The 24,287-nt window shown below is 62.0% G+C and carries 25 protein-coding genes and 1 riboswitch; of the genes, 11 read left to right on the plus strand and 14 right to left on the minus strand.

Annotation, left to right across the window (positions count from 1 at the left end; genetic code table 11):
* Positions 1-35 precede the first annotated feature (35 nt).
* Positions 36-527, plus strand: a complete 492-nt coding sequence (locus tag MRK42_RS20955; RefSeq protein WP_216993317.1) for an RNA-binding protein — start codon at positions 36-38, stop codon at positions 525-527.
* 18 nt (positions 528-545) lie between these two features.
* Here MRK42_RS20955 and murI read toward each other — a convergent pair whose 3' ends face one another.
* From murI to MRK42_RS20970, 3 genes are all read right to left on the minus strand, one after another.
* A complete protein-coding gene (gene murI, locus MRK42_RS20960) occupies positions 546-1,349 on the minus strand; it encodes a glutamate racemase (RefSeq protein ID WP_354688650.1) in 804 nt (267 codons plus the stop codon).
* 110 nt (positions 1,350-1,459) lie between these two features.
* The gene (locus MRK42_RS20965; protein ID WP_354688651.1) at positions 1,460-3,325 is read right to left on the minus strand and encodes a TonB-dependent receptor; all 1,866 of its coding nucleotides are present in this window, start codon (positions 3,323-3,325) and stop codon (positions 1,460-1,462) included.
* Positions 3,326-3,376: 51 nt separating this feature from the next.
* Positions 3,377-3,555: riboswitch (cobalamin riboswitch) on the minus strand.
* 35 nt (positions 3,556-3,590) lie between these two features.
* A complete protein-coding gene (locus tag MRK42_RS20970; RefSeq protein WP_043153769.1) occupies positions 3,591-4,493 on the minus strand; it encodes a LysR family transcriptional regulator in 903 nt (300 codons plus the stop codon).
* Between the two features lie 110 nt (positions 4,494-4,603).
* Here MRK42_RS20970 and MRK42_RS20975 point away from each other — a divergent pair, with 110 nt between their 5' ends.
* From MRK42_RS20975 to MRK42_RS20990, 4 genes are read left to right on the plus strand one after another with little or no spacing between them, the layout of a single operon-like run.
* Entirely contained in the window at positions 4,604-5,530 is a 927-nt protein-coding gene (locus MRK42_RS20975; RefSeq protein ID WP_354688652.1) for a sodium-dependent bicarbonate transport family permease, read from the plus strand.
* 4 nt (positions 5,531-5,534) lie between these two features.
* Positions 5,535-5,837 (plus strand): transcriptional regulator, encoded by a 303-nt coding sequence (locus tag MRK42_RS20980; RefSeq protein ID WP_201942809.1) that lies wholly within the window; start codon positions 5,535-5,537, stop codon positions 5,835-5,837.
* Between the two features lie 59 nt (positions 5,838-5,896).
* Positions 5,897-6,406, plus strand: coding sequence for a 5-(carboxyamino)imidazole ribonucleotide mutase (purE, locus tag MRK42_RS20985; protein ID WP_354688653.1), 510 nt, complete (start codon positions 5,897-5,899; stop codon positions 6,404-6,406).
* Positions 6,403-7,527 (plus strand): 5-(carboxyamino)imidazole ribonucleotide synthase, encoded by a 1,125-nt coding sequence (locus MRK42_RS20990; RefSeq protein WP_201942813.1) that lies wholly within the window; start codon positions 6,403-6,405, stop codon positions 7,525-7,527. Before purE ends, MRK42_RS20990 begins: the two co-directional genes overlap by 4 nt.
* Before the next feature lie 74 nt (positions 7,528-7,601).
* Here the strand turns inward: MRK42_RS20990 and MRK42_RS20995 are convergent, their stop codons facing one another.
* The 7 genes from MRK42_RS20995 to fabV form a co-directional block, all read right to left on the minus strand.
* Positions 7,602-8,798, minus strand: coding sequence for an MFS transporter (locus MRK42_RS20995; RefSeq protein WP_354688654.1), 1,197 nt, complete (start codon positions 8,796-8,798; stop codon positions 7,602-7,604).
* 109 nt (positions 8,799-8,907) lie between these two features.
* The gene (locus MRK42_RS21000) at positions 8,908-9,639 is read right to left on the minus strand and encodes a LytTR family DNA-binding domain-containing protein (RefSeq protein WP_354688655.1); all 732 of its coding nucleotides are present in this window, start codon (positions 9,637-9,639) and stop codon (positions 8,908-8,910) included.
* A 129-nt stretch (positions 9,640-9,768) separates the two neighbouring features.
* Positions 9,769-11,442 carry a sensor histidine kinase gene (locus MRK42_RS21005; protein ID WP_354688656.1) on the minus strand — a complete coding sequence of 558 codons (1,674 nt, stop codon included), beginning with the start codon at positions 11,440-11,442 and terminating at the stop codon, positions 9,769-9,771.
* Between the two features lie 149 nt (positions 11,443-11,591).
* Positions 11,592-12,227, minus strand: a complete 636-nt coding sequence (gene leuE / locus MRK42_RS21010) for a leucine efflux protein LeuE (protein WP_026456335.1) — start codon at positions 12,225-12,227, stop codon at positions 11,592-11,594.
* 232 nt (positions 12,228-12,459) lie between these two features.
* Positions 12,460-13,644: an NAD(P)/FAD-dependent oxidoreductase gene (locus tag MRK42_RS21015; RefSeq protein ID WP_201942887.1), complete on the minus strand. Its 1,185-nt coding sequence runs from the start codon at positions 13,642-13,644 to the stop codon at positions 12,460-12,462.
* A 167-nt stretch (positions 13,645-13,811) separates the two neighbouring features.
* Complete coding sequence (ftnA, locus tag MRK42_RS21020) at positions 13,812-14,336, minus strand: non-heme ferritin (protein ID WP_201942820.1); 525 nt, start codon at positions 14,334-14,336, stop codon at positions 13,812-13,814.
* Between the two features lie 93 nt (positions 14,337-14,429).
* Positions 14,430-15,617 (minus strand): enoyl-ACP reductase FabV, encoded by a 1,188-nt coding sequence (fabV, locus tag MRK42_RS21025; RefSeq protein WP_354688657.1) that lies wholly within the window; start codon positions 15,615-15,617, stop codon positions 14,430-14,432.
* Positions 15,618-16,005: 388 nt separating this feature from the next.
* Between fabV and MRK42_RS21030 the strand changes: the two genes are divergently transcribed.
* Both MRK42_RS21030 and trpS read left to right on the plus strand, forming a co-directional pair.
* The gene (locus MRK42_RS21030; protein WP_026456230.1) at positions 16,006-16,440 is read left to right on the plus strand and encodes a universal stress protein; all 435 of its coding nucleotides are present in this window, start codon (positions 16,006-16,008) and stop codon (positions 16,438-16,440) included.
* A 195-nt stretch (positions 16,441-16,635) separates the two neighbouring features.
* Positions 16,636-17,649 (plus strand): tryptophan--tRNA ligase, encoded by a 1,014-nt coding sequence (trpS, locus tag MRK42_RS21035; protein ID WP_354688658.1) that lies wholly within the window; start codon positions 16,636-16,638, stop codon positions 17,647-17,649.
* Here the strand turns inward: trpS and MRK42_RS21040 are convergent.
* Positions 17,628-18,587 carry a LysR family transcriptional regulator gene (locus MRK42_RS21040; protein WP_354688659.1) on the minus strand — a complete coding sequence of 320 codons (960 nt, stop codon included), beginning with the start codon at positions 18,585-18,587 and terminating at the stop codon, positions 17,628-17,630. The two genes, trpS and MRK42_RS21040, sit on opposite strands and share 22 nt — an antisense overlap.
* A 91-nt stretch (positions 18,588-18,678) precedes the next feature.
* Here MRK42_RS21040 and MRK42_RS21045 point away from each other — a divergent pair, with 91 nt between their 5' ends.
* Both MRK42_RS21045 and MRK42_RS21050 read left to right on the plus strand, forming a co-directional pair.
* Complete coding sequence (locus MRK42_RS21045; RefSeq protein ID WP_042026798.1) at positions 18,679-19,578, plus strand: EamA family transporter; 900 nt, start codon at positions 18,679-18,681, stop codon at positions 19,576-19,578.
* Complete coding sequence (locus tag MRK42_RS21050) at positions 19,563-19,724, plus strand: hypothetical protein (protein WP_124238287.1); 162 nt, start codon at positions 19,563-19,565, stop codon at positions 19,722-19,724. Before MRK42_RS21045 ends, MRK42_RS21050 begins: the two co-directional genes overlap by 16 nt.
* 135 nt (positions 19,725-19,859) lie before the next feature.
* Here MRK42_RS21050 and MRK42_RS21055 read toward each other — a convergent pair whose 3' ends face one another.
* Positions 19,860-20,318, minus strand: a complete 459-nt coding sequence (locus MRK42_RS21055; protein WP_354689070.1) for a DUF6314 family protein — start codon at positions 20,316-20,318, stop codon at positions 19,860-19,862.
* Positions 20,319-20,361: 43 nt separating this feature from the next.
* On the opposite strand from MRK42_RS21055, the gene MRK42_RS21060 reads away from it, so the two are divergent.
* Positions 20,362-21,216, plus strand: coding sequence for a carboxylate/amino acid/amine transporter (locus MRK42_RS21060; RefSeq protein ID WP_201942832.1), 855 nt, complete (start codon positions 20,362-20,364; stop codon positions 21,214-21,216).
* A gap of 6 nt (positions 21,217-21,222) precedes the next feature.
* Here the strand turns inward: MRK42_RS21060 and MRK42_RS21065 are convergent, their stop codons facing one another.
* On the minus strand, positions 21,223-22,086 hold the full coding sequence (locus MRK42_RS21065) for a sensor domain-containing diguanylate cyclase (RefSeq protein WP_354688660.1): 864 nt from the start codon (positions 22,084-22,086) through the stop codon (positions 21,223-21,225).
* A gap of 73 nt (positions 22,087-22,159) precedes the next feature.
* On the minus strand, positions 22,160-22,873 hold the full coding sequence (locus MRK42_RS21070) for a 3-deoxy-D-manno-octulosonic acid kinase (protein ID WP_201942893.1): 714 nt from the start codon (positions 22,871-22,873) through the stop codon (positions 22,160-22,162).
* 220 nt (positions 22,874-23,093) lie between these two features.
* On the opposite strand from MRK42_RS21070, the gene MRK42_RS21075 reads away from it, so the two are divergent.
* Complete coding sequence (locus tag MRK42_RS21075) at positions 23,094-24,170, plus strand: glycosyltransferase family 9 protein (protein ID WP_354688661.1); 1,077 nt, start codon at positions 23,094-23,096, stop codon at positions 24,168-24,170.
* Positions 24,171-24,287: the final 117 nt, after the last annotated feature.

Consider the following 24,287-nt stretch of genomic DNA (forward strand, 5'->3'; position numbering starts at 1 on the left):
CCTTTTTTGCTTTCATTTACAAAAGGTCTTTTAAGATGAATTTATCCAAATTTCCCGTCTATGTGCAGGCCGCCATCCTTGCACTGGTATTGGCAGTTATCGGTTATCTGGTTGCTCAAGCCCTGCAGTTTTCTTTGAAGGCGGAAGTTATTTTTGCCGTGGGCCTGGCTATCGGCGGTTTTATCGTCCCGCTCTGCCTGAAGCGTTCCCCGGCCAATGCCGCTGAAGCGGTCGCCAATCAGGAGACATGCACCTTATATGTAGGCAACCTGCCATATCGGGCCAACGAGATCGCCGTGCGCGAATTGTTTGCCGAGCAAGGCCAGGTGATTTCCGTTCGCTTGATGAAAGACAAGGCGACCGGCAAGCGCAGAGGATTTGGCTTTGTGGAGATGCCCGCCGCCGATGCTGCCAAGGCGATTGCAGCCTTGAATGACAAGGAGTATCAACAGCGCACCCTGAAGGTACGCGAAGCCAACGACAAGCGGGATAAAGAAGAGAAGGAAGGTGGCGAGGCTGACGCCTGATCTGAGTGTCGGAATACCTCAGTAACGCACCTCTTCCAACGATGACAGCCCCCATGCTTGCAAGGGGGCTGTCAGTTTTTGAGCCTCCCCATCCAGCCGGGTGCAATAAGCCCGAGCAATCACCTCATTGCAGTGAATCTGGCCGGAAGCGGCATGGCCCCCGTTGGCCAGCAACCAGGCCACCCGTTTGGCCACCGCGCAACCCGAATCGACGAGCCGGCACCCTGGCATCAGTTGCTGGATCTCCTCATTCAATAACGGGAAGTGGGTACAACCCAGCACCAGCGTATCCGGCGTGCACTCCCCTTCCAGCCACTCAGCCAGGACTTCGCGCAGCAGCGGCATGTTGACCGGCAGTCCGGCCAGCTTGTGCTCGGCCTCGATAACCAGCTCTGTCGTGCCTTTGAGCAGCACCCGCTTGCCGGGGGCAAACTGGGCGATCAACTCCTGGGTATAGTGGCGGCTGACCGTGCCGGGCGTTGCCAGAAGACCGATGCAACCATTGCGGGTCAGGGCGGCTGCCGGCTTGATGGCGGGCACGACTCCCACGACCGGAATGGCCAGTGCGGCACGCAGCGCGGGCAACGCTATGGTGCTCGCTGTGTTGCAGGCGATCACCACCAGGTCGATGGCATGTACTGTCACCATGTGACTGACCAGACCGGTACAGACCGCGATCAGATCGGGTTCGCTCAGTTCGCCATAGGGGAAGTTGGCGTTGTCGAAACAGTAGAAATAGTTGTGGGCCGGCAGGACGCGGCGGATCTCGCGATAGATGGTGAGGCCACCCATACCGGAATCAAACACGAGAATATTGGCCACTTGAGCTCCCCCTTTGGTGCAAGGGGGCGATCATACTCCCGGCCGCGGCCAATAGAAAAGGCCCTGCCAATGGCAGGGCCCCGGTTTTTTTCCGATCAGACGGATAGGGCTTACAGGGAGTAATCCACGGTGATGTAGTAAGCGCGCTCATCAGCCGGATAGCCGACCGCGGTCTGATACTCCTTGTCCAGCAGGTTGTTGATCTTGCCGGAGACCTTCAGCGCCGGCGTCACTTTGTAACCCACCGCCAGATTCCACACGCTGTAACCACCCAGCTCGGTGGTGTTGGCCGCGTTGCCATAGCGCTCGCCCTGGTAAATCCAGCTCAGGGAGCCGTCAAACTGCTGCCACTGCGCCTCTGTCACCCACTTGGCGCCCTTGCGGGAGATCAGCTGCAGCTGTTTGTCGGTGATCCTGTCTTTGGGATCCTTGTATTCGGCAGAGACCCGATGGCTCAACCAGCCGGTAGCGAACTCCCCTTCCAGCTCGACCCCTTCGATCCGTGCCTTGCCCACGTTTTGCGGCGTCCACATCCCCTGGCTATCGGGGGCCCACTGGATCATCTGCTCGAAATCGTTGCGATAGCCGGTCAGGCGCCACTCCACCCCGGCGGTCTGACCATCCAGCATCAATTCGCTGCTCTTCGACTCTTCCGGCTTCAGCTTGCTGTTGCCGGAGCCCGGATAGTAGAGATCGTTGAAAGTCGGTGCACGGAAGCCGGTGCCGTAACGGGCACTGAGACGGTAATCCTCTGCGAAACGCCAGCCCGCTCCAGTCTGCCAGGTATTGTGACGGCCAAACTGCTCGTTGTCGTCGCTGCGTCCGCTCAACTCGGCCTGCCAGGTCTGGTTGTCAAACTGGGCGAGGGCATAGAGGCCGGTGTTGTCACGCTCTTTGGCGTCAGTCGGATAGGTGGCGCCGGAGGAGCGGGAGCGATCATCCAGCATGTCGCGCTGCCAGTCGGCCCCGCCACCCAGGGTCCAGAACTCGTTCACCTTGAAGCTGTTGACCCAGTTCAGGCTGTACTGGCGGGTATAGGTGCGGTTAACGGCCTGATCGCGACCGCTGTTGTCCGGATAGTCGTAGGCGTCCTGCTTGGAAAAGGCGCCGCGCAGCTCGCTCAGGTAACGATCATCGTGATAGCGGGAACCGAGCTGGTAGCTCTGGTTCTCGGTCCAGGTTTCATTGCGCTGATGATTCGCCGGCCCCCAGGCAGAAGCAGCGGACGAACTGTCGTACTGGGCAACGTTGCGGAACCAGCGGGTCGTCCCGAACAGATCCCAGTTGTCAGTGAGCGCCTGCTGATAGTCCAGCATGGCGTTATAACCGCGGTGGCCATGACGATCGCCATCATTGATACCGGGCAGAGGATGTACGTTGTAGCCGGACTCGTCGTCAAAGCCGCCAGCGACCTTGAGCTGACCCGCCTCGCCCACCTGGCTGGCGCTGCTGAACGCCGCCTGGCGCTGTTGATTGGAACCAGCCCCCAGGTTGAACTTGTGCTGGTTGGTACCCTGCTCGGGGCGCGTGATGATGTTGATCACCCCGCCGATGGCATCGGAGCCATAGATGGATGCACGCGGGCCGCGAATATATTCGATCCGCTCGACCTGATTGAGCGGCAGGTTGTTGAGTTCGGTCATGCCGGCGGTCAGAGAGGCGCTGCGCACGCCGTCCACCAGCACCAGCGTCTGGGAAGAGGTACCGCCGCGCACCCGCAGCGAGCTCAGTTGACCGCGGCCACCATTGCTGACCACTTCCACACCGGGCAGGGTCTTGACCACATCGGTCACGGTCTGGGCTTGCAGGCGATCGATCTCGTCCCGGCTGATCACATTGACGGGAGCCAGTACGCTGGAAGCAGGTTGGGCGACGCGAGTGGCGGTCACCACCATGGTGGGATTGACAGGAATGGTCAGCTGCTGGGCAAATGCCGCCGTCGGCAACAGGGCAGCCGCCAATAATTTCTTGGACATGAGAGATCCTTAAGTTCGCGTAAGCATCTACTTCGTGGCCGGTTTCTCTCGGCCCGAAATACGAACTCTGGCAGGTCTTCGGGCTGGGGGGCTGATGACCTACGGCGACGGCTTCCCACCTGACGGCAGTGCCCTGATGTCGCTTCGTTCCCCCTTACCGCTGCGCGCCAGCTCCGGATTTTCACCGGATTCCCTATTAAGCATGATGCGCCAAAGCGGGGGGATTATAGGCAGACGCATATCGGATGTATAGCCATCCAGATTTCTATTTTTTATTTTCCAGCGCAGCCAATCGCTGGCTGGCCCCCTCCATCACAGCCTTCACGCCGGGGTGGGAGAGATGACGACCAGCCGAGACCAGATAGTAGGAGAGGGTGACCTCGGGCAGGGTGGCAATCCGTTCGACACCATAGACGCGGGTTATCTCCTCCCCCATGGCGAGCGGAGCCGGAAAGATCCCCATCCCCGCCTTGCCAAACGACTTCATCAGGGCGGAGTCATCGAACTGGCCGACCAGGTGGGGATGGATACCCTGCTGGTGATACCAGGCCAGCAAGCGATCATGAGTCACCGACTTTTCACCCGGGATCAGCACAGGCAACCCCTCCAGCGCGGCGGGAAACCCCTTGCGGGCCTGCGCCGCCAGCGCCGGGCTGGCAAACAGGGCCAGCGGGCTGCGCCCCAGCTCGTGGTTATAGCCGCGGATGCCGCTGTCGGGGGGCAGCGGGCGGTCGGTCAGCACCATGTCCAATTTGTGTCTGGCCAGCTCGCTGAAGAGCTGGTCTGGCCGTTCCTCATGACAGATCAGCCGAAGCGGGGTCGCCAGTGCCATGGCCGGCGCCAGCAGTTCGAACGCCAGGGTGCGGGGGACTGACGCGGTAATCCCCACCTGCATGGTCAGCTCCTGGCTGGCGTGGCGCAAGGAGTGCTCCAGCTCGGCGCCGAGCGAGAAGATGGCCCCGGCCTGTTCGAGCGCCTGGCGGCCGGCCGCCGTCAGCACGAGCCGCCTGCCCACCCTGTTGAACAGCGCCACGCCGAGGGATTGCTCCAGCTCGGCCACCTGGCCGCTGATGGTCTGCGGGGTCAGATGCAGCTGCTGCGCCGCCCGCGTCACGCCACCGCTGCGGGCCACATGCCAGAAGTAGTAGAGCTGCTTGTAGTTGAGCATCGGACCCCTTATCAGTTTTTACCGAACAACCATCAATCAAAATCTGATTTTATCGAAACATCATGCACTCTAGCATGCAACCACCCTGTGGACTGCTCCCGCGAGTCATCATGTTGGATGTTGTTGTTCTCTTTTTCCTGTTTGGCCTGCTGGCCGGTTTGGTGCGCTCAGAGCTCAAACTACCGCCCGCCCTCTACGATACTCTCTCCCTCTTTTTGCTGCTGGCCATCGGCCTCAAGGGCGGCGTAGGTCTGGCCCTGCAATCCCTGCTCCCCCTGCTGCCCCAGCTGGCGCTGGTGATCCTGCTCGGCGTGGTGCAGACCCTGCTCGGCTTTGCCCTGCTGCGTATCAAGATGAACCGGATCGATGCCGCCGCCACCGCTGCCCACTACGGTTCGGTCAGCGTGGCCACCTTCGCGGTCGGGGTGAACTGGCTCACCGAGCGCGGCATCGACTTCGAATCCCAGCTCTCCATCTTCCTGGCAGTGATGGAGATCCCGGCCATCCTGGTCGGCATAGTGCTGGCGCGTGGTGTGAGTCGCCAGACCCGCTGGCGGATGCTGGCCCACGAGACCTTCCTCGGCAAGGGAGTCACATTGCTGCTCGGCGGCATGGCCATCGGCTATCTGGCCGGACCGGAAGGGGTCGCTCCCCTCAAACCGCTCTTTGTCGACCTGTTCAAGGGGGCACTGGCCCTGTTCCTGCTGGAAATGGGACTCATCGTCGCGCGTCAGTGCCAGGACCTGCGCCGCCATGGCCTGTTCCTGCTCGGCTTCGCCCTGCTGATGCCGCTCGCTTCGGCCGGACTGGGATTGGCCGTCGGCAAGCTGATGGGGCTCTCCCTCGGCGGATTGACCCTGCTTGCCATCCTGGCCGCCAGCGCTTCTTATATTGCCGTACCCGCCACCCTGCGCATCGCCCTGCCCCAGGCCAATCCCGGGCTGTCGCTGAGCGCCGTGCTGGGGGTCACCTTCCCGTTCAACATCATGCTGGGGATCCCGCTTTACCACAGCTGGGCCCGCCACTTCATGGAGTAGCCATATGCAGACCGAGACCCGCACCCTGTTGACCATAGTGACAGAGGCCACCCTGGAGCCCACCCTGCTGCGCACCCTGACCCGTGAAGGGCTGCGCGGCTACACCATCACGGACGCCCGGGGCCGGGGAGACCATGGTGAACGCAACGCCAGCTGGAGCGAAAGCGGCAATATCAGGCTGGAGGCGATCTGCACTCGCGAGCAGGCCGAGCGATTGATGAAACATATTAAGATCCGTTACTACCCCGATTACGCTATGATTGCGTTCCTGCAAACGGTCGAAATAGTGCGACCCGAGAAATTCTGAGCCGGCATGCCGGCTTGTTTTGCCAACCAGAGACAAACGTTTGACTGCAAGGAGTAGTAATGAGCACCCCTCCCCTGATCGGCCTGGTAATGGGCTCTGACTCTGACTGGCCCGTCATGCAAGCGGCCGCCCGCATCCTCAAGGAGCACGGGGTTCCCTACGAAGCGCGCGTGGTATCGGCCCACCGCACCCCGGATCTGCTGTTCGAATACGCCGCCAGCGCCCGCGAACGCGGCCTGCGCGCCATCATCGCCGGTGCCGGCGGTGCCGCCCATCTGCCGGGCATGCTGGCCGCCAAGACCACGATTCCTGTGCTGGGCGTGCCGATCCCGACCCGCCAGCTCAAGGGGATGGACTCCCTGCTCTCCATCGTGCAGATGCCCAAGGGCGTACCGGTCGCCACCTTCGCCATCGGCGAGGCGGGTGCCGCCAACGCCGGCCTGTTTGCAGTCTCCCTGCTCTCCGTCGCTCAGGACGGCGACGCTCCCCGTTATCATCAGCAGCTCGACGACTTTCGCGCCAAGGAGCGCGATCGGGTGCTGGCCCTCACCCTGGAGGAGCCGGCATGATACTGCCTCCCGCTACCCTGGGCATGCTCGGCGGCGGCCAGCTCGGCCGCTACTTCGTGATGTCTGCCCATCGCCTCGGCTATCAGGTCATCGTGCTGGATCCGGATCCCGCCAGCATCGCCGGCGCCGCTGCCGATGATCAGATCATCGCAGCCTATGACGACGCCGATGCCCTGGCCGAACTTGCCCGCCGCTGTGAGGCCATCACCTGCGAGTTCGAGAACGTGCCCGCCGCCTCCCTGGCCCTGCTGGAACAGCACAAGCCGGTGCGTCCGGCCGCCAGCGCGGTGCGCGTCTGTCAGGATCGCCGTGAAGAGAAAGCCTTCCTGGCCCGCGCCGGCGTGCCCGTCGCGCCGAACCTGACCCTGCTGCCCCACGAGCCGCTGCCCGAGCTGCCGGATCACCTCTTCCCCGCCATCCTCAAGACCGCCCGCGAGGGTTATGACGGCAAGGGGCAGTGGACCATTCACCAGGCCAGCGAGCTGCCGGCCGCCCTGGCCGCCAGCGGCGTACCCTGCGTGCTGGAAAAACGCCTGCCACTGGAAGGGGAGTTTGCCCTGACGCTGGCGCGCAGCCCGAGCGGTGCCATCAGCGCCCTGCCCCTGGTGCAGAACTGGCACAGCGGCGGCATCCTGGATCAGACCCGCTCTCCGGCCAACGTGCCTGCCCTGGAGGCCGAGGCTCAGCGCATCGCCGAGCACATCATCGCCGCCCTCGACTACGTGGGCGTGCTGACGGTGGAGTTCTTCCTGGTCGGCGGCCAGCTGCTGGTCAACGAGATGGCGCCCCGCCCCCACAACTCGGGTCATCCCAGCATCGACAACGCCGGCTGCAGCCAGTTTGAGCTGCAGGTACGCGCCCTGTGCGATCTGCCCCTGCCAGCAAAGGCCGAGGTGCAACCCGCCATCCTGCTCAACCTGCTCGGTGATCTGTGGCAAGACGGCACCCCGGACTGGGCCGGCGCCCTGGCCCTGCCCGGGGTGCACCTGCACCTCTACGGCAAGGGCGAGGCCCGTCCCGGTCGCAAGATGGGCCACGTCACCGTCACCGGCCGCGACTGGCCGACGGTCGAAGCCACCGCGCACCAGTTGCGTGCCCTGCTGGGCCTGCCGCCGCGCTAAGCGCCGCTTGCGCCAACGACAAGACCCGGGCCTTGGCCCGGGTCTTTTTTATGGTGCTGCCTTCAGACGAAGAGTCAGGCCCGTTCGGCAGAGACAGTGACGGGAGCCGGCAGGCGGATGGTGAGGGAGAGCACCAGCGCCACCACCAGCAACACCAGGATCAGGTTGAAGGTCGCCATGAAGCCGCCGAACAGGGAGGCCACGATGGAGCCGATGATGCTGCCCAAGCCGAAGCCCAGATAGATGACGCCGTAGTTCTTGGTCAGGTTGTTGAGGCCGAAGAAGTCGCTCACCAGCGAAGGGTAGACGGTGATGGTGCCACCGAAGCTGAACGCTACGCAGGCCACCGCCACGAAGAAGAGGTTGGCATTGAGCGGCACGAACAACAGCAGCGCCATGCCGGCCAGAGTAATCAGCTGGGCGATGGTGATGACACGGATGCGGGACATCTTGTCGGAGAGGACACCCAGCACCAGCCGGCCGCCCAGGTTGGCCATGGCGATGATGGCGACGGCGTTGGCGGCGACTACGGCCGGCAGGCCCACCATCTTCTCGCCGATGTCCTTGGCCACGCCGATGACGTAGAGACCGCTCATGCAGGCGGTGAGGAACATCAGCGCCAGCATCCAGTACTGCGGCTTGCGCATCGCCTCGGCCAGAGTGAAGTCGCGGCTCTCGCTCTGCTGCACGGCGGCCGCCTGCTTGGGCGCATCCTTCATCAGCATGCCACCCACCAGCACCATGGACATGGCGATCAGCCCCCACAGCTGGAAGGTGGTCTCCAGGCCGTTGCTGGAGAGCAGCAACAGGTTGATGTACTTGAAGCCCAGGCTGCCGAGGCCATAGGCACCGATGGAGCAGGCGGAGATGAGCCCCTTGCGCTCCGGGAACCACTTCACGCAGTTGGAGAGGGTCATCAGGTAACCGGTACCGTCGGCAAAACCGACCAGGATGCCGGCGCAGAGGTAGAGCATCGCCAGGTTGCTGGCGTGGGCGGTGAGGAAGAAGCCGATGCCGAGCAGCACGCCGGCCCCCAGGGTGACGTTGCGCACCCCGAACCGCTCCTGCAGCTTGCCCGCCAGGGAGGAGGCGACCGCAAGCGACAGGCTGAGCAGGCCGAAGGCGAAGGCAACCTGGCTGACCGGCTCGTCCAGCTTGTCTGAGAGCTGGGCGTTGAACAGGCTCCAGGTGTAAACGGATCCCAGCGCGAACTGGGTGATGATGGTCCCCAACAGGGTGAGGTAGCGGGTGCGATTCATCTCTTTGGTCATGATGCGTCTCGGTCAATGGCCTTAAGGAAACTGGGGCCACTATAGGCAAGACGCCACTCCCGCCGACCGATTAAGGCATGAAATGCAGATCGGCGGGAATGAATGACAATCAGAGGCGCATCAGCTGACGGAACGCCTTGATGTTGCTGCGGCTGACCGGCACCTCGAACGGCAGGTCATGGAGCCGGATGAGATAGGTGCTGTTGAACCAGGGCACTATCTCGCGGATCTTGTTGATGTTGACGCAGTAGGAGCGGTGGCAGCGGAAGAACCCTTCGGCAGGCAGCCGGCTGACGAACTCGCTGAGGGTCATGGTCATCACGTAACGGTCATCGCGGGTGTAGACATGAGTGAGCTTTTCGTCGGCTTCCGCGTAGTAGATCTGCTCGCAGGGGGTGACTATGATGCGCTCCCCCTTCACCAGGTTGACGGTGCGATTCTGTGGCGCCCTCGGCTCGACCACAAGATCCGCCTGAACCTTGTCAGCCAGCTCGAGCTTTTGCAGCAGGCTGATGAGACGCGGTTCGTTGTAGGGCTTGAGGATGTAGTCAAACGCCTCCAGCTCGAACGCCTCCACCGCAAACTCCTTGTAGGCGGTGACGAAGACGATGTGGGGCGGGTGGCTGGACTTGTGCAGATTCTTGGCCAGCAGCAGGCCATCGATGGCAGGGATCTGGATGTCGAGGAAGACCACGTCCACCTCGTGATCCTGCAGGTACTTGAACGCCTCCAGCCCGTCCTCGAAGCTCGCCACTATCTCGATGGTGCTGTGCTGCCCCACCAGATAGGCCAGCTCCTCGCGGGCGAGGTATTCGTCTTCCACTATGATGGCTTTCAGCATGGCATTGCCCCCTGAGGGAACGCAGGAGAGGCCAGCTCCTCCCGCATCAAATACTCATCCTCGACAATAATGGCTTTCAACATGACAACGCCTCACAAGTCAGACACTTATCTTCCACTATGATGGCCTTCAACATGGCATCGACTCCTGATCCGGCAGATAGAAACTCACTTCGGTACCCGGCTCCAGCCGCTTGAGGTGCAGGCCGTCCCCGTAGAGCAGCTTGACTCGCTGATGCACGTTCATCAGGCCGATGCTGCGGCTCTCCACCCGGCCAGCGGCGACCCCGTCGATCACCGCCTGGCTGATGCCGAACCCCGTGTCCCGCACCGCCACCCGGATGCCACCCGCCAGCTGTTTCACCTCGATGGTGACCCGACCCAGCGCGCTGCGGGGCTGGATGCCGTGCAGGATGGCGTTTTCCACCAGCGGCTGCAACAGCAGGCTCGGCACCTGGATGTGCACGTCGTCCACCTCGAACACCACCTCCAGCTTGTCGCCGAAGCGGGCCTGCTCGATGGCCACGTAGTCGCGCACCTGCTGCAGCTCCTCCTGGATATCGATGAGGGTGTCCCCCTTGTTGAGGTTGTAACGCAGGTAGTCCGCCAGGTTGGCGATGAGCTGGCGCGCCTGCTGGGGACGGATGCGGATCAGCGACGAGATGGCGTTGAGAGCGTTGAACAGGAAGTGCGGGTTGATCTTGCTCTGCAGCGCGGTGAACTCCGCCTTGCGGGTCATCTCTTTGAGTTGCTCGATGCGCGACACCTCCATCTGGGTGGAGATGAGCTGGGAGAGGCCCACCGCCATCTCCTTGAGAGAACTGGTGATGCTGTGGGTGCGGCGATAGTAGATCTTGAGAGTACCGCTGACGGCGCCGTTTTCTCGCAGCGGAATAATGATGACCGAGTGGAAATCGGAGAGGTGATACTGGCGCAGATCGTTGTTGATGATGATCTGGTCGAGCAGCACCGCCTTGCGGGTCATGCCGCTGATGGCGTGATGCTCGTCCAGCGCGTAGTAATCCTTGCCCACCCCCACATAAGCCAGCACGTCATGGGTATCGGTGATGGCCACCGCATCGGCGCTGATCTCGCGCCGGATGACGTCACACACCTGGCTCAGGGAGTGGCGGTCGATGTTCTGGAAAAACGGCAGGGTCTGGTTGGCGATATCCAGCGCCAGCTTGGCCTGCTTGGCGGCGATCAGCTCCTTCTCGTCATCCAGATCCTGCACCAGCTTGATGATGAGGCCGATGCATAGCGTCCCGGCGATCATCGGATAGGCGATGTGGTTGACGATCTCCACCCCCACCGCATGGGGCTCGGTCAGCTGCCAGATGAGCAGCATGGTCAGCCCCTCGCAGGCCATCCCCGCCAGAATGCCGTAGAGCCAGAGCCGCGACTTGCGGCATCTCAGGTGCAGCCAGGTGGCCAGCAGACCTGCGATGATGCTGGCGATAAGGCAGGGGATGGAAGTGTGACCATCCATGTCGATGAGGTAGCGGTGCAACCCCGAGATGACCCCGGCCGGAATGCCGACCCAGGGGCCGAACAGGATGCCGCCCGAAATGATGGCGATGATCCGCACGTTGATGAGCGCCCCCTCTATGGGGATGCCGGTATAGGTGCTGAACACCGCAAACAGGCAGAAGATGGCGGCGACCAGCACCAGTTCGGCCGGAGTGTGATCCCGCTTCTGAAACAGGCGCTGGAATGGCCGGGTACGGGTCAGGAAGAACAGGGTCATCAGCATCAGGGCGGCCCGTTCGAACACCGCCAGCAGCATCATCTGATTTTCAAGCATGGATACCTCAAGACCGCGACAAGTAGGAGCCCACTATAGGGATGGTGAGCTCGGCCACCGCTGACCGGGATCAAGGAGAGAGGGCGAGTCACCGCGCCAGAAACGAAAAAGCCCCGCGCCAGCACGCGGGGCCTGACAAACAATCCTCATCAGGAGAGGGTGGCCAACCTGGCCGCAAACCCCATAAAGAAGAGGCCGATGAGACCGTTGCCCAGCTTGGCGAGGCGCACCTTGCGCGCAAAGAAACGGGCCATCAGGGTACCGCCGAAGATCAGCAGGCTCAGATAGACGAAGCTCATCGCCTCCAGCATGCCCGCCAGCACCAGATAGGAGAGCCAGGTGTGGGCATAATTGAAGTCGATGAACTGCACGAAAAAGGAGACGTAGAACAGGATCGCCTTGGGGTTGGTGAGGCTTAAGGTCAGGGCCTTGCTGAAATAGCGCTCTCCCGCGTCTATCTCGGACTCCTCTCCTTCCCGTCTGGCGATGAAGTTGGCGTGCAGTATCTTCACCCCCAGATAGAGCAGATAGATGGCGCCGAGGTAACGCACCAGGGTGAACAGCAGGGGGGTGGTACGGATGAGGGAGGCGACCCCCAGATAGGCGCAGAAGATCAGGATGGCATCGCCGACGAATACCCCAAGAGCGGCGCGATATCCCGGCCCAATGCCACGGCTGGCGCCGGTGCGCAGCACGTAAAACGAGTTGGGGCCCGGCGCTATGATGATGAAGAAAAGACCCACCAGATAGGTCCAGACGTTGATGACCCCCAGGCTCTCAAACATCGGCCACCTCCGTTCTTGTCATCGACCAGGCCGCGACATCAATGCCATCCAAGCGTTCGTACATGTTGCCCCCGAGAGACGGAGGACACCTGTGCAGAGGCGCCCTCCCGGATGAAAGAGTGAACAACCACTCTATACCAATCTCTGGCAGGTCGGAAACCGTCGCATAAAAAAGCGGCAAACATGCCCTATTCCGTTAGTAAACCGGCGGCAATCACAACGCTGCCGGCGATCAGCAGTATTGACCGGCGACCCAGCCGGAGGACCAGGCCCACTGGAAGTTGTAGCCGCCGAGCCAACCGGTCACATCCACCACTTCGCCGACGAAGTAGAGGCCGGGCACCTTGCGCGCCTCCATGGTCTTGGAGGAGAGCTCATTGGTGTCGACGCCCCCCAGGGTTACCTCGGCGGTGCGATACCCCTCGGTGCCGTTGGGCAGGATCTGCCAGTCTCCCAGCAGGGTGGCAATAGCCTCCAGCTCCCGCTCGTTGTACTGGCGCATCGGCTTGCTGTCGAGCTGGCCCAGCTCCACCAGCTTGTCGACGAAGCGCTTGGGCAACTCGCGCCCCAGCACGGTTTTCAGCTCCTGGGCTGGATGGGCCTGGACCCACTCCCGCAGGGCGGCCGCAATGTCGAGCTCCGGCAGCAGGTTGATGTGGATCTTCTCGCCGGCGTGCCAGTAAGAGGAGATCTGCAGAATGACGGGGCCGGAGAGGCCACGGTGGGTGAACAGCATGGCCTCCTTGAAGCGGGTGCCATCCTCGGCGGTCACCGCCACCGGCAGGCTGATGCCCGCCAGATCGGCAAAGGCCTCTTTTTCGGCCTGATGCAGGGTGAAGGGCACCAGACCGGCACGGGTCGGCAGTACCTTGAGGCCAAACTGCTCCGCCAGCTTGAAGCCATAAGGGGTGGCGCCGAGCTTGGGCATGGAGAGGCCGCCGGTGGCCACCACCAGCGAGTGGCAACGCACCTCTCCCTTGCTGGTCGCCAGCACGAAGCCCTCGTCACCCTTGCTGACGGCGAGGATCTCGGTCTGGCACTGCAGGGTCACCCCGGCCCAGTCGCACTCGGTGAGCAGCACGTCGACGATATCCTTGGCGCTCTCGAGGCAGAACAGCTGCCCCAGGGTGCGCTCGTGATAGTTGACCCCGTGGCGATCCACCAGATCGATGAAATCCTGCTGGGTGTAACGGGCCAGCGCCGACTTGCTGAAGTGGGGATTGGCGGAGAGGTAGGCGTGGGCCCCCGCTTGATGGTTGGTGAAGTTGCAGCGGCCACCGCCGCTGATGAGGATCTTGCGGCCCGGTTTCTTGGCATTGTCGAGCACCAGCACGGAACGGCCCCGATAGCCCGCCTGCGCCGCACACATCAGCCCGGCCGCACCGGCCCCGATCACCACCACATCCACTTGCATCATCACAGCCTTACTCATCAAACGACCAACCAACACGGCCCAGGGAAATACAGCAGGGTCGCCATTGTGCCCGGCGGCCACCACCACTGCGGTTTTCGCCCCGAGACAATAGAAAACGGCCCGTAAAAGGGCCGTCATTGTACTGGCTGAACACTAAGTGTCCACGACTATCAGGCGTTGCCGTCCATGATGCTGGCCGGCGCGCCCTTGGCCAGCTCGGCCAGCTCCTTGTCGATGAAGTAGAGGCCCTTGCCATCCTCGCCCACCAGACCCAGGCGATCGACGATGCTCTTGAACAGCTTCTCCTCTTCGTGCTGCTCGGCCACATACCACTGCAGGAAGTTGAAGGTGGAGTAGTCTTGGGTGGTGAAGGCCACATGAGCCAGGCCGTTGATGCACTTGGTGATGTGGTATTCATGCTCCAGGGTGGTGCGGAACACGTCACCCAGCGACTTGAACTCGTGGGGAGGCGCATCGATGGCACCCAGCTTGGGCATGGCGCCGGTCTCGCTCACATAGGTGAACAGACGCTCCATATGCTGGCGCTCCTCGACCGCGTGCTGGCGCAGGAAGGTGGCGGCCCCTTCGAAGCCCTTGTCTTCGCACCAGGCGCTCATCTGCAGATAGAGATTGGAGGAGTAGAACTCCAGGTTAATCTGTTCGTTCAACTTTTCGATCATGGGTTGGGCCAACATACTGATTCTCCACTGTGATTTGGTATCGATTGTCGCCACACTCAGGTTGCGAATCAACCCGCCAACGGGAGGGAGATCCCATTTCCTGCTCGCTTAAGGGATCAGCTCGGTGAGCGAGGCGACATCCACGGGCGCACCATAATCCACGCCAGTCAGCTCGAAACCATTGAGCTGCATGAAATCCCGGCGCAGGCCGGCGAAATCCCCCAGGGCGTGGAAGTTGTCCGGCGTTACCTTGGGCCAGAGCGCCGAGACGGCGGCCTGAATGGCCGGATCCAGCTCGTGGTCATCCATCCGGATCAGCCGGTTGCCATCGGCCACCACCCCATTGGGCCCGTACATCTTGCCGGCAAACAGCCGCTGCATCTGCTCGATACAGCCTTCGTGCACCCCGCGCTCCTTCATCACCCCCATCAGCAGGCCGAGATAAACCGGCAGCACCGGAATATAGGCACTCGCCTTGGTCACCAGCGCCTTGCACACCGACACCCAGGCGTGGCCACCGATTTGTGCCAGTTGCAGGTTGATGGTCTCGGCGGTGGCATGCAGATGCTCCTTGGCATAACCGATGGTGCCGTCCCGATAGAGGGGATAGGTCGATTCGGGGCCGATATAGGAGTAGGCCACCGTCTGGGCGCCGGGCGCCAGGCAATCCGCCTGCTGCAGCGCCTGCAACCAGAGCTGCCAATCCTCGCCCCCCATCACGGTGACGGTATCGCGGATCTCCTCCGGGGTAGCCGGCGCCAGGGATTGCTGCACCAGGGCATCGCGCTCCAGATCCAGCCCCCAGCCGCTGAAGGGCTGGCCCGTGCTCTTGAGCACGGAACGCACCTGGCTACCATCGGCCAACACCCGGATGCCGCTCGCCAGCGAGTAGATCACCAGATCCACCTGCCCGAGCTGCTGGCGAATGGTCTCGATGGCCTGCTGGCGCATGGTGTCGGAAAAAGCGTCACCGATCAGGTTGATGGCGATGCGTCCGGCCTGCTCCGCCGCCTGCCGAAACCAGATGTTGTTGTACCAGCCGGCGCTGCCAAGCCCCTTGTCGGAGGGGCCGCGCTCGAACGAGATACCTATGGTGTCGGCACCAGCGCCGAAGGTGAGCGCGATGCGCGACGCCAGCCCGAAACCGGACGAAGCCCCCAGCACCAGCACCCGTTTGGGCCCGTTGAACGGGCCTGCGGCCCTGACACTGGCGATCTGCTGCTGCACGGCGGCCCGGCAGCCGATGGGGTGGCAGTTGCGGGCGACGCAGCCCTGGATCTGGGGAGTAATGATCATGACGGTGTCTCCAAGGGAATTGGCTACAGCATAACCAAGCGCAGGGAGATTACCTTGATACCGGACGGATTCCGGAGAAGAAAAACGGCAGAAAAACAAAAGGGAGCCGAGGCTCCCCAAAGCGGTATTCAAATGCTTTTTGTTGTTTTGTGTTCATTGCGAAGCACGGGCACATCCTATGCCTCTCCCTGCCGCCGAGCAAGCCGGGGGATGTGACCCGCTTCAAACTATTGTTTATTTAATGTACAAACAATGCTGTTGCTGCGAGCAAGCGCACGCTCCTGACAACCATTCAAGCCCGTTCAAATCCCTAAACTGTGCCCTCGGCACCATTTTAGTTTCAGCGGAGATTGGTATAGTGGGCTCAGGATCAGTGAGGAGATATCCCATGAGTGGAACCTATTACAAACACATTCTGGCCGCGATCGATCTGTCGGAAGACAACCGCAAGGTGATCGAGAAGGCGGTCGATCGGGCCCGTTCCAACGGCGCCAAGTTGTCGGTGATCCATGTCGATGTGGACCTCAAGGACCTCTACACCGAGATGATCGATATCGACATCGACAACGTGCAGGATCAGGTGATCGCCGAGGCGAAGGAGAAGCTGGAGACCTTCCTGGCCTCGGTGGACTACCCCATCGAGAAGAAGCTGGTGATCTGCGGCGACCTCAGCGAGCGGGTCAACCAGGCGGTCAAGGATTACCAGATCGACCTGCTGGTGTGCGGCCATCGCCAGAGCTTCTGGAGCCTGCTCACCTCCAGCGCCCGCCAGCTGATGAATACTGTGCCCTGCGATCTGCTGGTGGTGCCCTTGCAGAAGTGATCAAACAGGCGTAGCTTGATTTGCCATGAATATGACCATCTTCACTCACAACTACTGGTGGTGCTGCTTCTAAACAGGCGGCACTGCTTTTCTATGTGAAATTTTCCCGAAGAAAACACCGTGACCGCCGAGAGGCGGTCAACTGTTTTTACTCCCTTGTCGCCTCCCGGCCCACCCCCAACTGGAGAGAGTGACATGCAAAACCCCGTTATCCTGACCGGCGATCGCCCCACCGGCAAACTGCACATAGGCCACTATGTCGGCTCACTGCGCCAGCGCGTCGAGGCCCAGCACCATTACCGCCAGTTCGTGATGATCGCCGATCTGCAGGCGCTGACCGACAATGGCCACAACCCGGCCAAGGTGACCGATCACGTGCTGGAAGTGATGGCCGACTATCTGGCCGCCGGTCTCGACCCCGCCAGGACCACCTTCTGCCTGCAAAGTGCCCTGCCCGCCCTCGCCGAGCTCACCACCTATTACCTCAATCTGGTCAGCGTCGCCCGGCTGGAGCGCAACCCCACCGTCAAGGCGGAGATCCAGCAAAAAGGGTTCGAGCGCAGCCTGCCGGCCGGTTTTCTGGTCTACCCGGTCAGCCAGGCCGCCGACATCACCGCCTTTCGCGCCACCCATGTGCCAGTGGGCGAGGATCAGCTGCCGATGCTGGAGCAGACCAACGAGATAGTGCGCCGCTTCAACGGTCTGGTGGGCAGGGAGGTGCTGACCGAATGCCAGCCGATCCTCAGCGACACCGGCCGCCTGCCCGGCATAGACGGCAAGGCCAAGATGTCCAAGTCCCTCGGCAACACCATAGAGCTCGGCATGTCGAGCGACGAGATCAAACAGGCGGTGTTCGCCATGTATACCGACCCGGACCACCTCAGGGTGAGCGATCCGGGGCGGGTGGAGGGCAATATTGTGTTCGCCTATCTGGATGCCTTCCATCCCGACAAGACGCTGGTAGCCGAGATGAAGGCCCACTACCAGCGCGGCGGCTTGGGAGACATACGCTGCAAGCAGGTGCTCAACGACTGCCTGCAAACCCTGCTCGCCCCCATGCGGGAGCGGCGCCAGGCCGCCATCGCCGACAAAGATAGCCTGCTGGCGTTGCTCTATCAGGGCACGGAGCAAGCCCGCCTTCTCACCGGCGAGGTGCTGGCCGAGGTGAAGGGCTCCTTGGGACTCGACTACTTCACCAGGCTACGCTGAGCGGGAGAGCCCAGCGCATCGTCGCCATAGAGGTCGAAGGCGATCCGGTGCAGCAGACTCTTGAACCAGCCGATCGCCTCGTCGTGGGCGGTGAGCGGGTGGCCCGCCATCAGATAGACGATGGGGATGGCGGGATCCAGCTGATGGAGGCGCAGCGGATAGTAGCGGCAGAAGTGGCGCCCGATCATCTCGGGCACCACAACAAGATAGCGGCCGGTCGCCATCAGCGGCGGCACCGCCATAAAGCTCGGCAACCTGACCCCCAGTTCACGCTCCACCCCGAACCGGGCCAGCCAGAGCTCCACCATGGCCTGGCTGTGACCCCAGCTGGAGGTGTGAATATGGGGTCGGCTGACCAGCTCGTGCGGGCCCAGTGCATCGGGCAATTCGCTGCCCAGCGGTGACAGGCAGACCAGCGGGTTGTTGAACCAGTCCTCGCGCCACAGCCGGGGCGAGAGGTGGTTGGCGCCGGCAAACCCGATCACCAGATCCAGCTCTCCCTTCTCCAGCTCCCGTTCGTAGTCGCTGTCCGCCAGCTCGCACACCTCCAGCCGACAGTGAGGCGCCTGCCGGTACAGCCGGTCCACCAGCACGGGGACCAGACCATGCTCTACCGATCCCGGGGTGGCGATGCGAAAGATCCGTCGTGCGCTGGCGGGATCGAACCCCTTGGCCTGACGCAACCCCTGCTCCAGCATGGCGAGCGCCTGACGCACCGGCCCGGCCAGCGCCTTGGCCCGCTCGGTCGACATCATCTCGCGACGGCTCATGACAAACAGCGGATCGTCGAGCGCCGTTCGCAACCGCCCCAGGGCGTGGCTGACGGTGGACTGGGAGAGGTGCAGCCGCTCGGCGGCACGGGTGACGTTGCGCTCCTGCATCAGCATGTCGAACACGGTGAGCAGGTTAAGGTCGAGGCGGGAGAGGGAGGTTTCCATCGATAATGACCATAGTTGAATGCCAACAATTCATTTTTGACATAGTAACAGATTACCTAGAATGCGCAGGCTCAATACATCGGAGATTAAAATGCGTAGCTATTTGTTATTGCTGGCCATTGGCCTGCTGTGGGGTTCCCAGTTCATCTTCATGCACCAGGCCGTTGCCGAGTTGCCCCCCATCCTGGTGGCTGCCGGTCGTGCCCTGTGCGGCAGCCTGACCCTGGGTCTGCTCTGCCTGTTCATGCGTCTCAAGAGCGAGCACACCCCGTGGCGTACCTACATGCTGATCGCCCTGCTGGATGCCACCATCCCCTTCATCATGGTGGCCTGGGGTCAGCAGTATGTGGATAGCGCCATCGCCGCCGTGGTGATGGGTTGTATCCCGTTTGTCACCATCCTGATGGCACCGCTGTTTATTTCTGGTGAAAGAATCACCAAGAGCGGCCTGCTCTCCGTGGTCATCGGCTTTGCCGGTGTGCTCACCCTGTTCTGGCCGAAACTCTCCCAGGGCATGAACGCCGGCCTGCTCGGCTCCATGGCCATCCTGTTCGGCGCCAGCTGCTTCGCCATCGGCCTGCTGATGATCAAGCGCTTTGCCAAAGACCATCCGGTCGTGGTGGCCCGCAACATCCTGATCTCCTCTGCCACCCAGCTGCTGATTGCCGCACCCTTCGTCGCCGATCTGAGCAGCCTGGCCATGCCGAGCAGCCAGGCCATCAACGCCATCGCCGTACTGGGCATCTTCTGTACCGGTCTGGTCTACTTCCTCTACATGGCGCTGATCCAGAAGGCAGGCCCGACCTTCGCCTCCTTCAGCAACTATCTGGTGCCGCTGTTCGGCGTCATGCTGGGTGCCCTGTTCCTCGGCGAGCAGATCCAGTCCACCACGGGTGTCGCACTGGCGTTGATCCTGGGTTCCGTCGCCATGAACCAGTGGGCCCAGCAACGCCGGGTGCAGCGTGAGGCACAGCTATGTCAGGCATCCTGACAACCCTGTGCGGCGGCCTGGTGTTGATTGCCAGCTGGCAATATCGCCAGCGGCTGGCCGGGGTGGTGGGCCTCTTGATGGTGCTGCTGCCCTGGTTCTTCGACAGCAAGCTGCAGGCGATGCTGAGCTATGCGCTAAGTGCCTGAGCTGACCTGAATGTGTGACGAGAGTGTGTCTCTCCTGTTTGTGGGACCGTTTTAAATAAAAAACCTCCGATTTGTCCCCGCTACCGGCGCCTTGCGCCGGTTTTTTTATACCTCTTTTCTTGCCGTCGCCGGCACTCATATCCGGTAGCGATAGCTCAGCCCCTCGTTCTTGCGCGGGCCGGTGATCTGCCAAGTGAGCAGAAAGCCGTTGTCGGTCGGCGTCAGCTCGGCACGGTAGTGATCCTGACCGCACAGGTGGGGCTCGGCGGTGAACCAGCGGCCATCTGCCCCCGGCCTCAGCTCGAACAATTCGACCGGTTTCTCGTGACGCAGGTGGGAGAGACACACTCCCTGTTCGGTGCGCTGCCACCAGAAGCGATTGTGCATAGCCAAAACCCGGCCATGGGGCGTGGTATAGCGGCCCGTTTCGACAAACAACCAGCCATCATGATGATCGGTCACCTGCACCTCCCCCTCCCCGCGACCATTCCAGTCGGTCGCCGAGCCCACTCCGTTGTTCGCCGCAAAGGCAAATGCTCCGATCTGTGGCAACTGGCACCATAAACGCTGGATCACGGCTTCCATCTCGGCCATCATAGCCCCCTTTCAAATTGACAACTGACGACAAATCAACCACATGAACTACTTGATAGGAGTTACCCTGCTCTGGTCATTCTCCTTTAGCCTGATTGGGGTCTACCTCGCCGGCCAGGTGGATGCCTACTTCTCGGTGCTGACCCGCATCGCCCTCGCCAGCCTGGTGTTTCTCCCCTTCCTGCGCCGCCGCTGGCTGCGACCCGAACTGGTGCTAAAGCTGATGGCACTCGGCGCCATCCAGCTCGGCATCATGTATCTCTTCTATTACCACTCCTTCCTGCTGCTGACGGTGCCGGAAGTGCTGGTGTTCACCATCTTCACCCCCATCTACGTCACCCTGATCCACGATCTGCTGGAGCGGCGCTTCAAGCCTGCCTATCTGTGGGGTGCCCTGCTGGCAGTAGCCGGCGCTGCCATCATCCGTTTCGACGGGCTGACCGAAAGCTACATCCTGGGATTCCTGGTGGTACAGGGGGCCAACATCTGCTTCGCCCTGGGCCAGGTCGGCTACAAGGTCGTGCTGGCCCGGGAGGCGGAGCAGCCGCCGCAACAGGCGATCTTCGGCTGCTTCTATCTGGGGGCCCTGGCCGTCGCCCTGCCCGCCTGGTGGCTGCTGGGCAAACCCCAGTATCCGACCAGCGAACTGCAGTGGGGCATATTGCTGTGGCTGGGGATTGGCGCCTCGGGACTTGGCTACTTCCTGTGGAACAAGGGGGCAACCCTGGTCAGCAGCGGCGTGCTGGCGATCATGAACAACGCGCTGATCCCGGCGGGCCTGCTGGTCAACCTGCTGCTCTGGGGCAAGGATACCGATCTGGTGCGGCTGGCCCTTGGCGGCCTCTTGATGCTGGCCTCCCTCAAGGTGTGCCAGCGCCACGCAACCACCTCCTCCTGACGACCGTCAACCGACGACAGTGTTGTGTTCCCGTCTGGCCTGGCCATGGCAGCTCGCCAGACGGGCCAGCAGGTGATCGAGCATCTCGCCGGGCTGACTCTGCACCAATCCGACACTGACGGTAACCGGCCGCTGGGGTAGCAAACTGGCATCGGCTATCTCGAGGCGCAGCCGCTCGGCGATCTCCAGGCCGCTCGCCCGCTCGGTTTGGGAGAGCATCAGAATAAAGCCATCCTCGTCCCAACGGGCGAAGGGATCTTCCCGGCGCAACTCGTGACGCACGATGCGCGCCAGCTTGGCCAGCATGGCGTCGCAGGCCGCCTCGCCAAACAGCTGCTGGATCTTGGTCATGTGATCGACGGAAAACTGCATCAGGCAGAAACTGCCGCTATCGGTCGCCAAACGATCCTCCAGCAGCAATTCGAAGCTGTTGCGGCTTTCCAGCCCGGTGAGGGGATCCGTGCCGTGACGCTCTTCAACCGACTCCTCGACCGAATCAAGATGGCGCACCGCCCCCAGCAGATAGCCGCGCTCGTCACGACGAATGCGCTCTTCCAGCCGGATGTAGTGGCCGTGGTGATGAAGGATGCGGTACTCGAGGCGCAGAGTGGCGCTGCGGCCACTCTGGCAGGCGAGCAGCGCTTCCTCCAGCCGGGAGACATCGTCGGGATGCACCCGATCCAGCCAGCCCATGTCATCCGGCCAGCTATCCCCCAGCCCCAACAGATGCAGGCAGCTGGGGTCCCGGCGCAGTCCCTGCTGCACAGACCAGGTCCAGAGCCCCGCCTCCAGCAGATTCATGGCGTCAGACAAGAGACCCGGGTCAAGCCGGGTCGTCACATCCACCAAAGGTGTCTTGAGTGTTTCCATGGGGCACCTCGAAACCAGATCTAAATAGCAGCAGCTCAATAAGTAACATTGGCTCCAGCGGCGAGCAACAGGGTCAGAGCGCTTTTCCCTGGTAGCCCTTCATCAGGGTTTGCCAGTTCTCCGGTACGAAGTGGAAACTGGTATGCAATTGGGCCTCTTTATTGAAAGAGCGCAGCAGTCGCTCCAGATTGGCCTTCTGCCACTCCCCCGGTGCGCGGATGGCGCCCTTGTCAAAGTCGATCACCCACACCTTCCCCGCCTTGTCGATCAACAGGTTGTGGCTGTTGAGATCGGCGTGATAGACGCCGGCGTCGTGCAGCTGGCGCACCGTCTGGCCGGCTTTGTGCCAGAGCTCTGGCGCAATCGGTCCCTGTTTGAGCAGGGCCACCATGTCTTTGGCACCGCGGATGCGCTCGATCAGGATGTCGGCACGATAGAAGGGCCCCTGCTTGACCATGCGGGCACCAAACGGACGTGGCACCGGCAGCCCCAGCTCGCTCAACCTGGCGAGCAGAGTGTATTCGGCCATGGCGCGGCTCGATTCCACTCCTTCGAACCAGAAGCGATCCCGTACCACCTTGCCCACCATGCCGCCACGATAGTAGTGGCGCAGCACCAGATGGCGGGATTCATCCTTGACGAACCAGGTCACTCCGCGACCTAGAGAGGTCCCCACCACCTGTCGATTGCTCTGCCACCAGGCAGGATCGAATAACTGGGGAGAGGGGTCGCGAAAGGCCCCTTCGGCATACCAGCAAATTTGGTTGTGTTCGGTCTGTATTCGCATCATGAGCTCCCGCTCGGTGGGTCATTGCTCGCTAGGTTTGCAACTGCGATGAGGCTGTCGTGGCAACCACCTGCAATATGGTCAATATCCTGTGCCGGCACAGGTCAGCCACAACCGGGAGGTCATGGCGAAACCGGGCTGGCGATTGCGCGCAATTTTACAATCCACAGGGGAGTTTGCATAATGCCATCCACCCTTTTTGCCAGCCGTGCCGCACATCATGCCGCTATTTCAAACGCCTCCTTCCTCCATCTGCATCCTGCGGCTCTCCGCCATCGGCGATTGTTGCCACGCGCTGGCACTGGTTCGCGTTATTCAACGGGAGTGGCCGCAGACCCGCATCACCTGGATCACCGGTAAAATCGAGGCCACCCTGTTCGCCGATCTGCCTGGGGTGGAGGTCATTGCCTTCGACAAGAGCAAGGGTTGGCGTGGCTATCGCGATCTGTGGCACACCCTCAAGGGACGCAAGTTCGATGCCCTGCTGCACCTGCAGGCCGCCATGCGGGCCAGCATTGCCACCCTCGGCATCAGGGCAAACATCAAACTCGGTTTCGACAAGGAGCGGGCCAACGACGGCCAGTGGCTGTTCACCAATCACAGGGTGCCCTCTCCCGCTTCTCCCCATGTGCTGGACGGCTTTCTCGCCTTCGCCAGGGAACTCGGCATCCGGGATCTGACGCCGGACTGGCAGTTGCCCATCTGCGCCGAGCACCAGGCCTGGGCCCAGGAGAAGATTGCTGGCAAGCCGACCCTGCTCATCTGCGCCGCCGCCAGCAAGCCTTTCAAGAATTGGACCGCCGCAGGCTATGCTGCGCTGGCGGATCACGCTGCGAGCAAGGGATTCCAGGTCTATCTGTGCGGCGGCCCAGCCAAACTGGAGCGGGATCTGGCCGCCGACATCCAGCGACTGAGCCACAGCAAGCCGGTGGATCTGGTGGGTCAGACCAACCTCAAACAGCTACTGGCACTGATTGGTGAGGCCAGTCTGGTGCTGGCGCCCGATACCGGCCCCGCCCACATGGCCACCCTGGTGGGCACGCCGGTGATCGGTCTCTATGCCCATCACAACCCGGATCGCACCGGCCCCTATCTGTGCCGCGATTATGTGGTCAGCGTCTATCAGGAACTGATTGAGCAGGAGACCGGCAAGCCGCTGGCCGAACTGGGTTGGCGCACCCGCCTCAAGGATCCGGATGCCATGGGCAAGATCAGCAGCGAGCGGGTCATTGCCGCCTTTGACAAGCTGTGTGCCGATAAACATCTGCCCGGGCAATTCGAAAATCCCGAGCAATAAGGCAGGGATAACCTGATGGCCCCGCCCCAATAGCCACGGCAAAATGGCAACCAATGTGGGTTACGCTCCCGCAGCAAGCTACGAATCCTTTGATCGGCTGGAATATGATTCCGGCCG

It is taken from the genome of Aeromonas sp. 19NY04SH05-1 (assembly GCF_040581895.1).
GTDB classification, from domain to species: Bacteria; Pseudomonadota; Gammaproteobacteria; order Enterobacterales; family Aeromonadaceae; genus Aeromonas; species Aeromonas enteropelogenes.

Bases quoted from the DNA above. Each gene is read 5' to 3' on its own strand.
- ftnA (WP_201942820.1), bottom strand. From the start codon at position 14,336: ATGTTGGCCCAACCCATGATCGAAAAGTTGAACGAACAGATTAACCTG.
- MRK42_RS21065 (WP_354688660.1), bottom strand. From the start codon at position 22,086: ATGGAAACACTCAAGACACCTTTGGTGGATGTGACGACCCGGCTTGAC.
- MRK42_RS20980 (WP_201942809.1), top strand. From the start codon at position 5,535: ATGCAGACCGAGACCCGCACCCTGTTGACCATAGTGACAGAGGCCACC.
- trpS (WP_354688658.1), top strand. From the start codon at position 16,636: ATGCAAAACCCCGTTATCCTGACCGGCGATCGCCCCACCGGCAAACTG.
- MRK42_RS20970 (WP_043153769.1), bottom strand. From the start codon at position 4,493: ATGCTCAACTACAAGCAGCTCTACTACTTCTGGCATGTGGCCCGCAGC.
- MRK42_RS21050 (WP_124238287.1), top strand. From the start codon at position 19,563: ATGTCAGGCATCCTGACAACCCTGTGCGGCGGCCTGGTGTTGATTGCC.
- fabV (WP_354688657.1), bottom strand. From the start codon at position 15,617: ATGATCATTACTCCCCAGATCCAGGGCTGCGTCGCCCGCAACTGCCAC.
- MRK42_RS21040 (WP_354688659.1), bottom strand. From the start codon at position 18,587: ATGGAAACCTCCCTCTCCCGCCTCGACCTTAACCTGCTCACCGTGTTC.
- MRK42_RS21005 (WP_354688656.1), bottom strand. From the start codon at position 11,442: ATGCTTGAAAATCAGATGATGCTGCTGGCGGTGTTCGAACGGGCCGCC.
- MRK42_RS21070 (WP_201942893.1), bottom strand. From the start codon at position 22,873: ATGCGAATACAGACCGAACACAACCAAATTTGCTGGTATGCCGAAGGG.
- MRK42_RS20975 (WP_354688652.1), top strand. From the start codon at position 4,604: ATGTTGGATGTTGTTGTTCTCTTTTTCCTGTTTGGCCTGCTGGCCGGT.
- MRK42_RS20965 (WP_354688651.1), bottom strand. From the start codon at position 3,325: ATGTCCAAGAAATTATTGGCGGCTGCCCTGTTGCCGACGGCGGCATTT.
- MRK42_RS21015 (WP_201942887.1), bottom strand. From the start codon at position 13,644: ATGATGCAAGTGGATGTGGTGGTGATCGGGGCCGGTGCGGCCGGGCTG.
- MRK42_RS21055 (WP_354689070.1), bottom strand. From the start codon at position 20,318: ATGGCCGAGATGGAAGCCGTGATCCAGCGTTTATGGTGCCAGTTGCCA.
- MRK42_RS21000 (WP_354688655.1), bottom strand. From the start codon at position 9,639: ATGCTGAAAGCCATCATAGTGGAAGACGAATACCTCGCCCGCGAGGAG.
- MRK42_RS21045 (WP_042026798.1), top strand. From the start codon at position 18,679: ATGCGTAGCTATTTGTTATTGCTGGCCATTGGCCTGCTGTGGGGTTCC.
- MRK42_RS20990 (WP_201942813.1), top strand. From the start codon at position 6,403: ATGATACTGCCTCCCGCTACCCTGGGCATGCTCGGCGGCGGCCAGCTC.
- MRK42_RS21030 (WP_026456230.1), top strand. From the start codon at position 16,006: ATGAGTGGAACCTATTACAAACACATTCTGGCCGCGATCGATCTGTCG.
- purE (WP_354688653.1), top strand. From the start codon at position 5,897: ATGAGCACCCCTCCCCTGATCGGCCTGGTAATGGGCTCTGACTCTGAC.
- MRK42_RS20955 (WP_216993317.1), top strand. From the start codon at position 36: ATGAATTTATCCAAATTTCCCGTCTATGTGCAGGCCGCCATCCTTGCA.
- MRK42_RS20995 (WP_354688654.1), bottom strand. From the start codon at position 8,798: ATGACCAAAGAGATGAATCGCACCCGCTACCTCACCCTGTTGGGGACC.
- MRK42_RS21075 (WP_354688661.1), top strand. From the start codon at position 23,094: ATGCCGCTATTTCAAACGCCTCCTTCCTCCATCTGCATCCTGCGGCTC.
- leuE (WP_026456335.1), bottom strand. From the start codon at position 12,227: ATGTTTGAGAGCCTGGGGGTCATCAACGTCTGGACCTATCTGGTGGGT.
- MRK42_RS21060 (WP_201942832.1), top strand. From the start codon at position 20,362: ATGAACTACTTGATAGGAGTTACCCTGCTCTGGTCATTCTCCTTTAGC.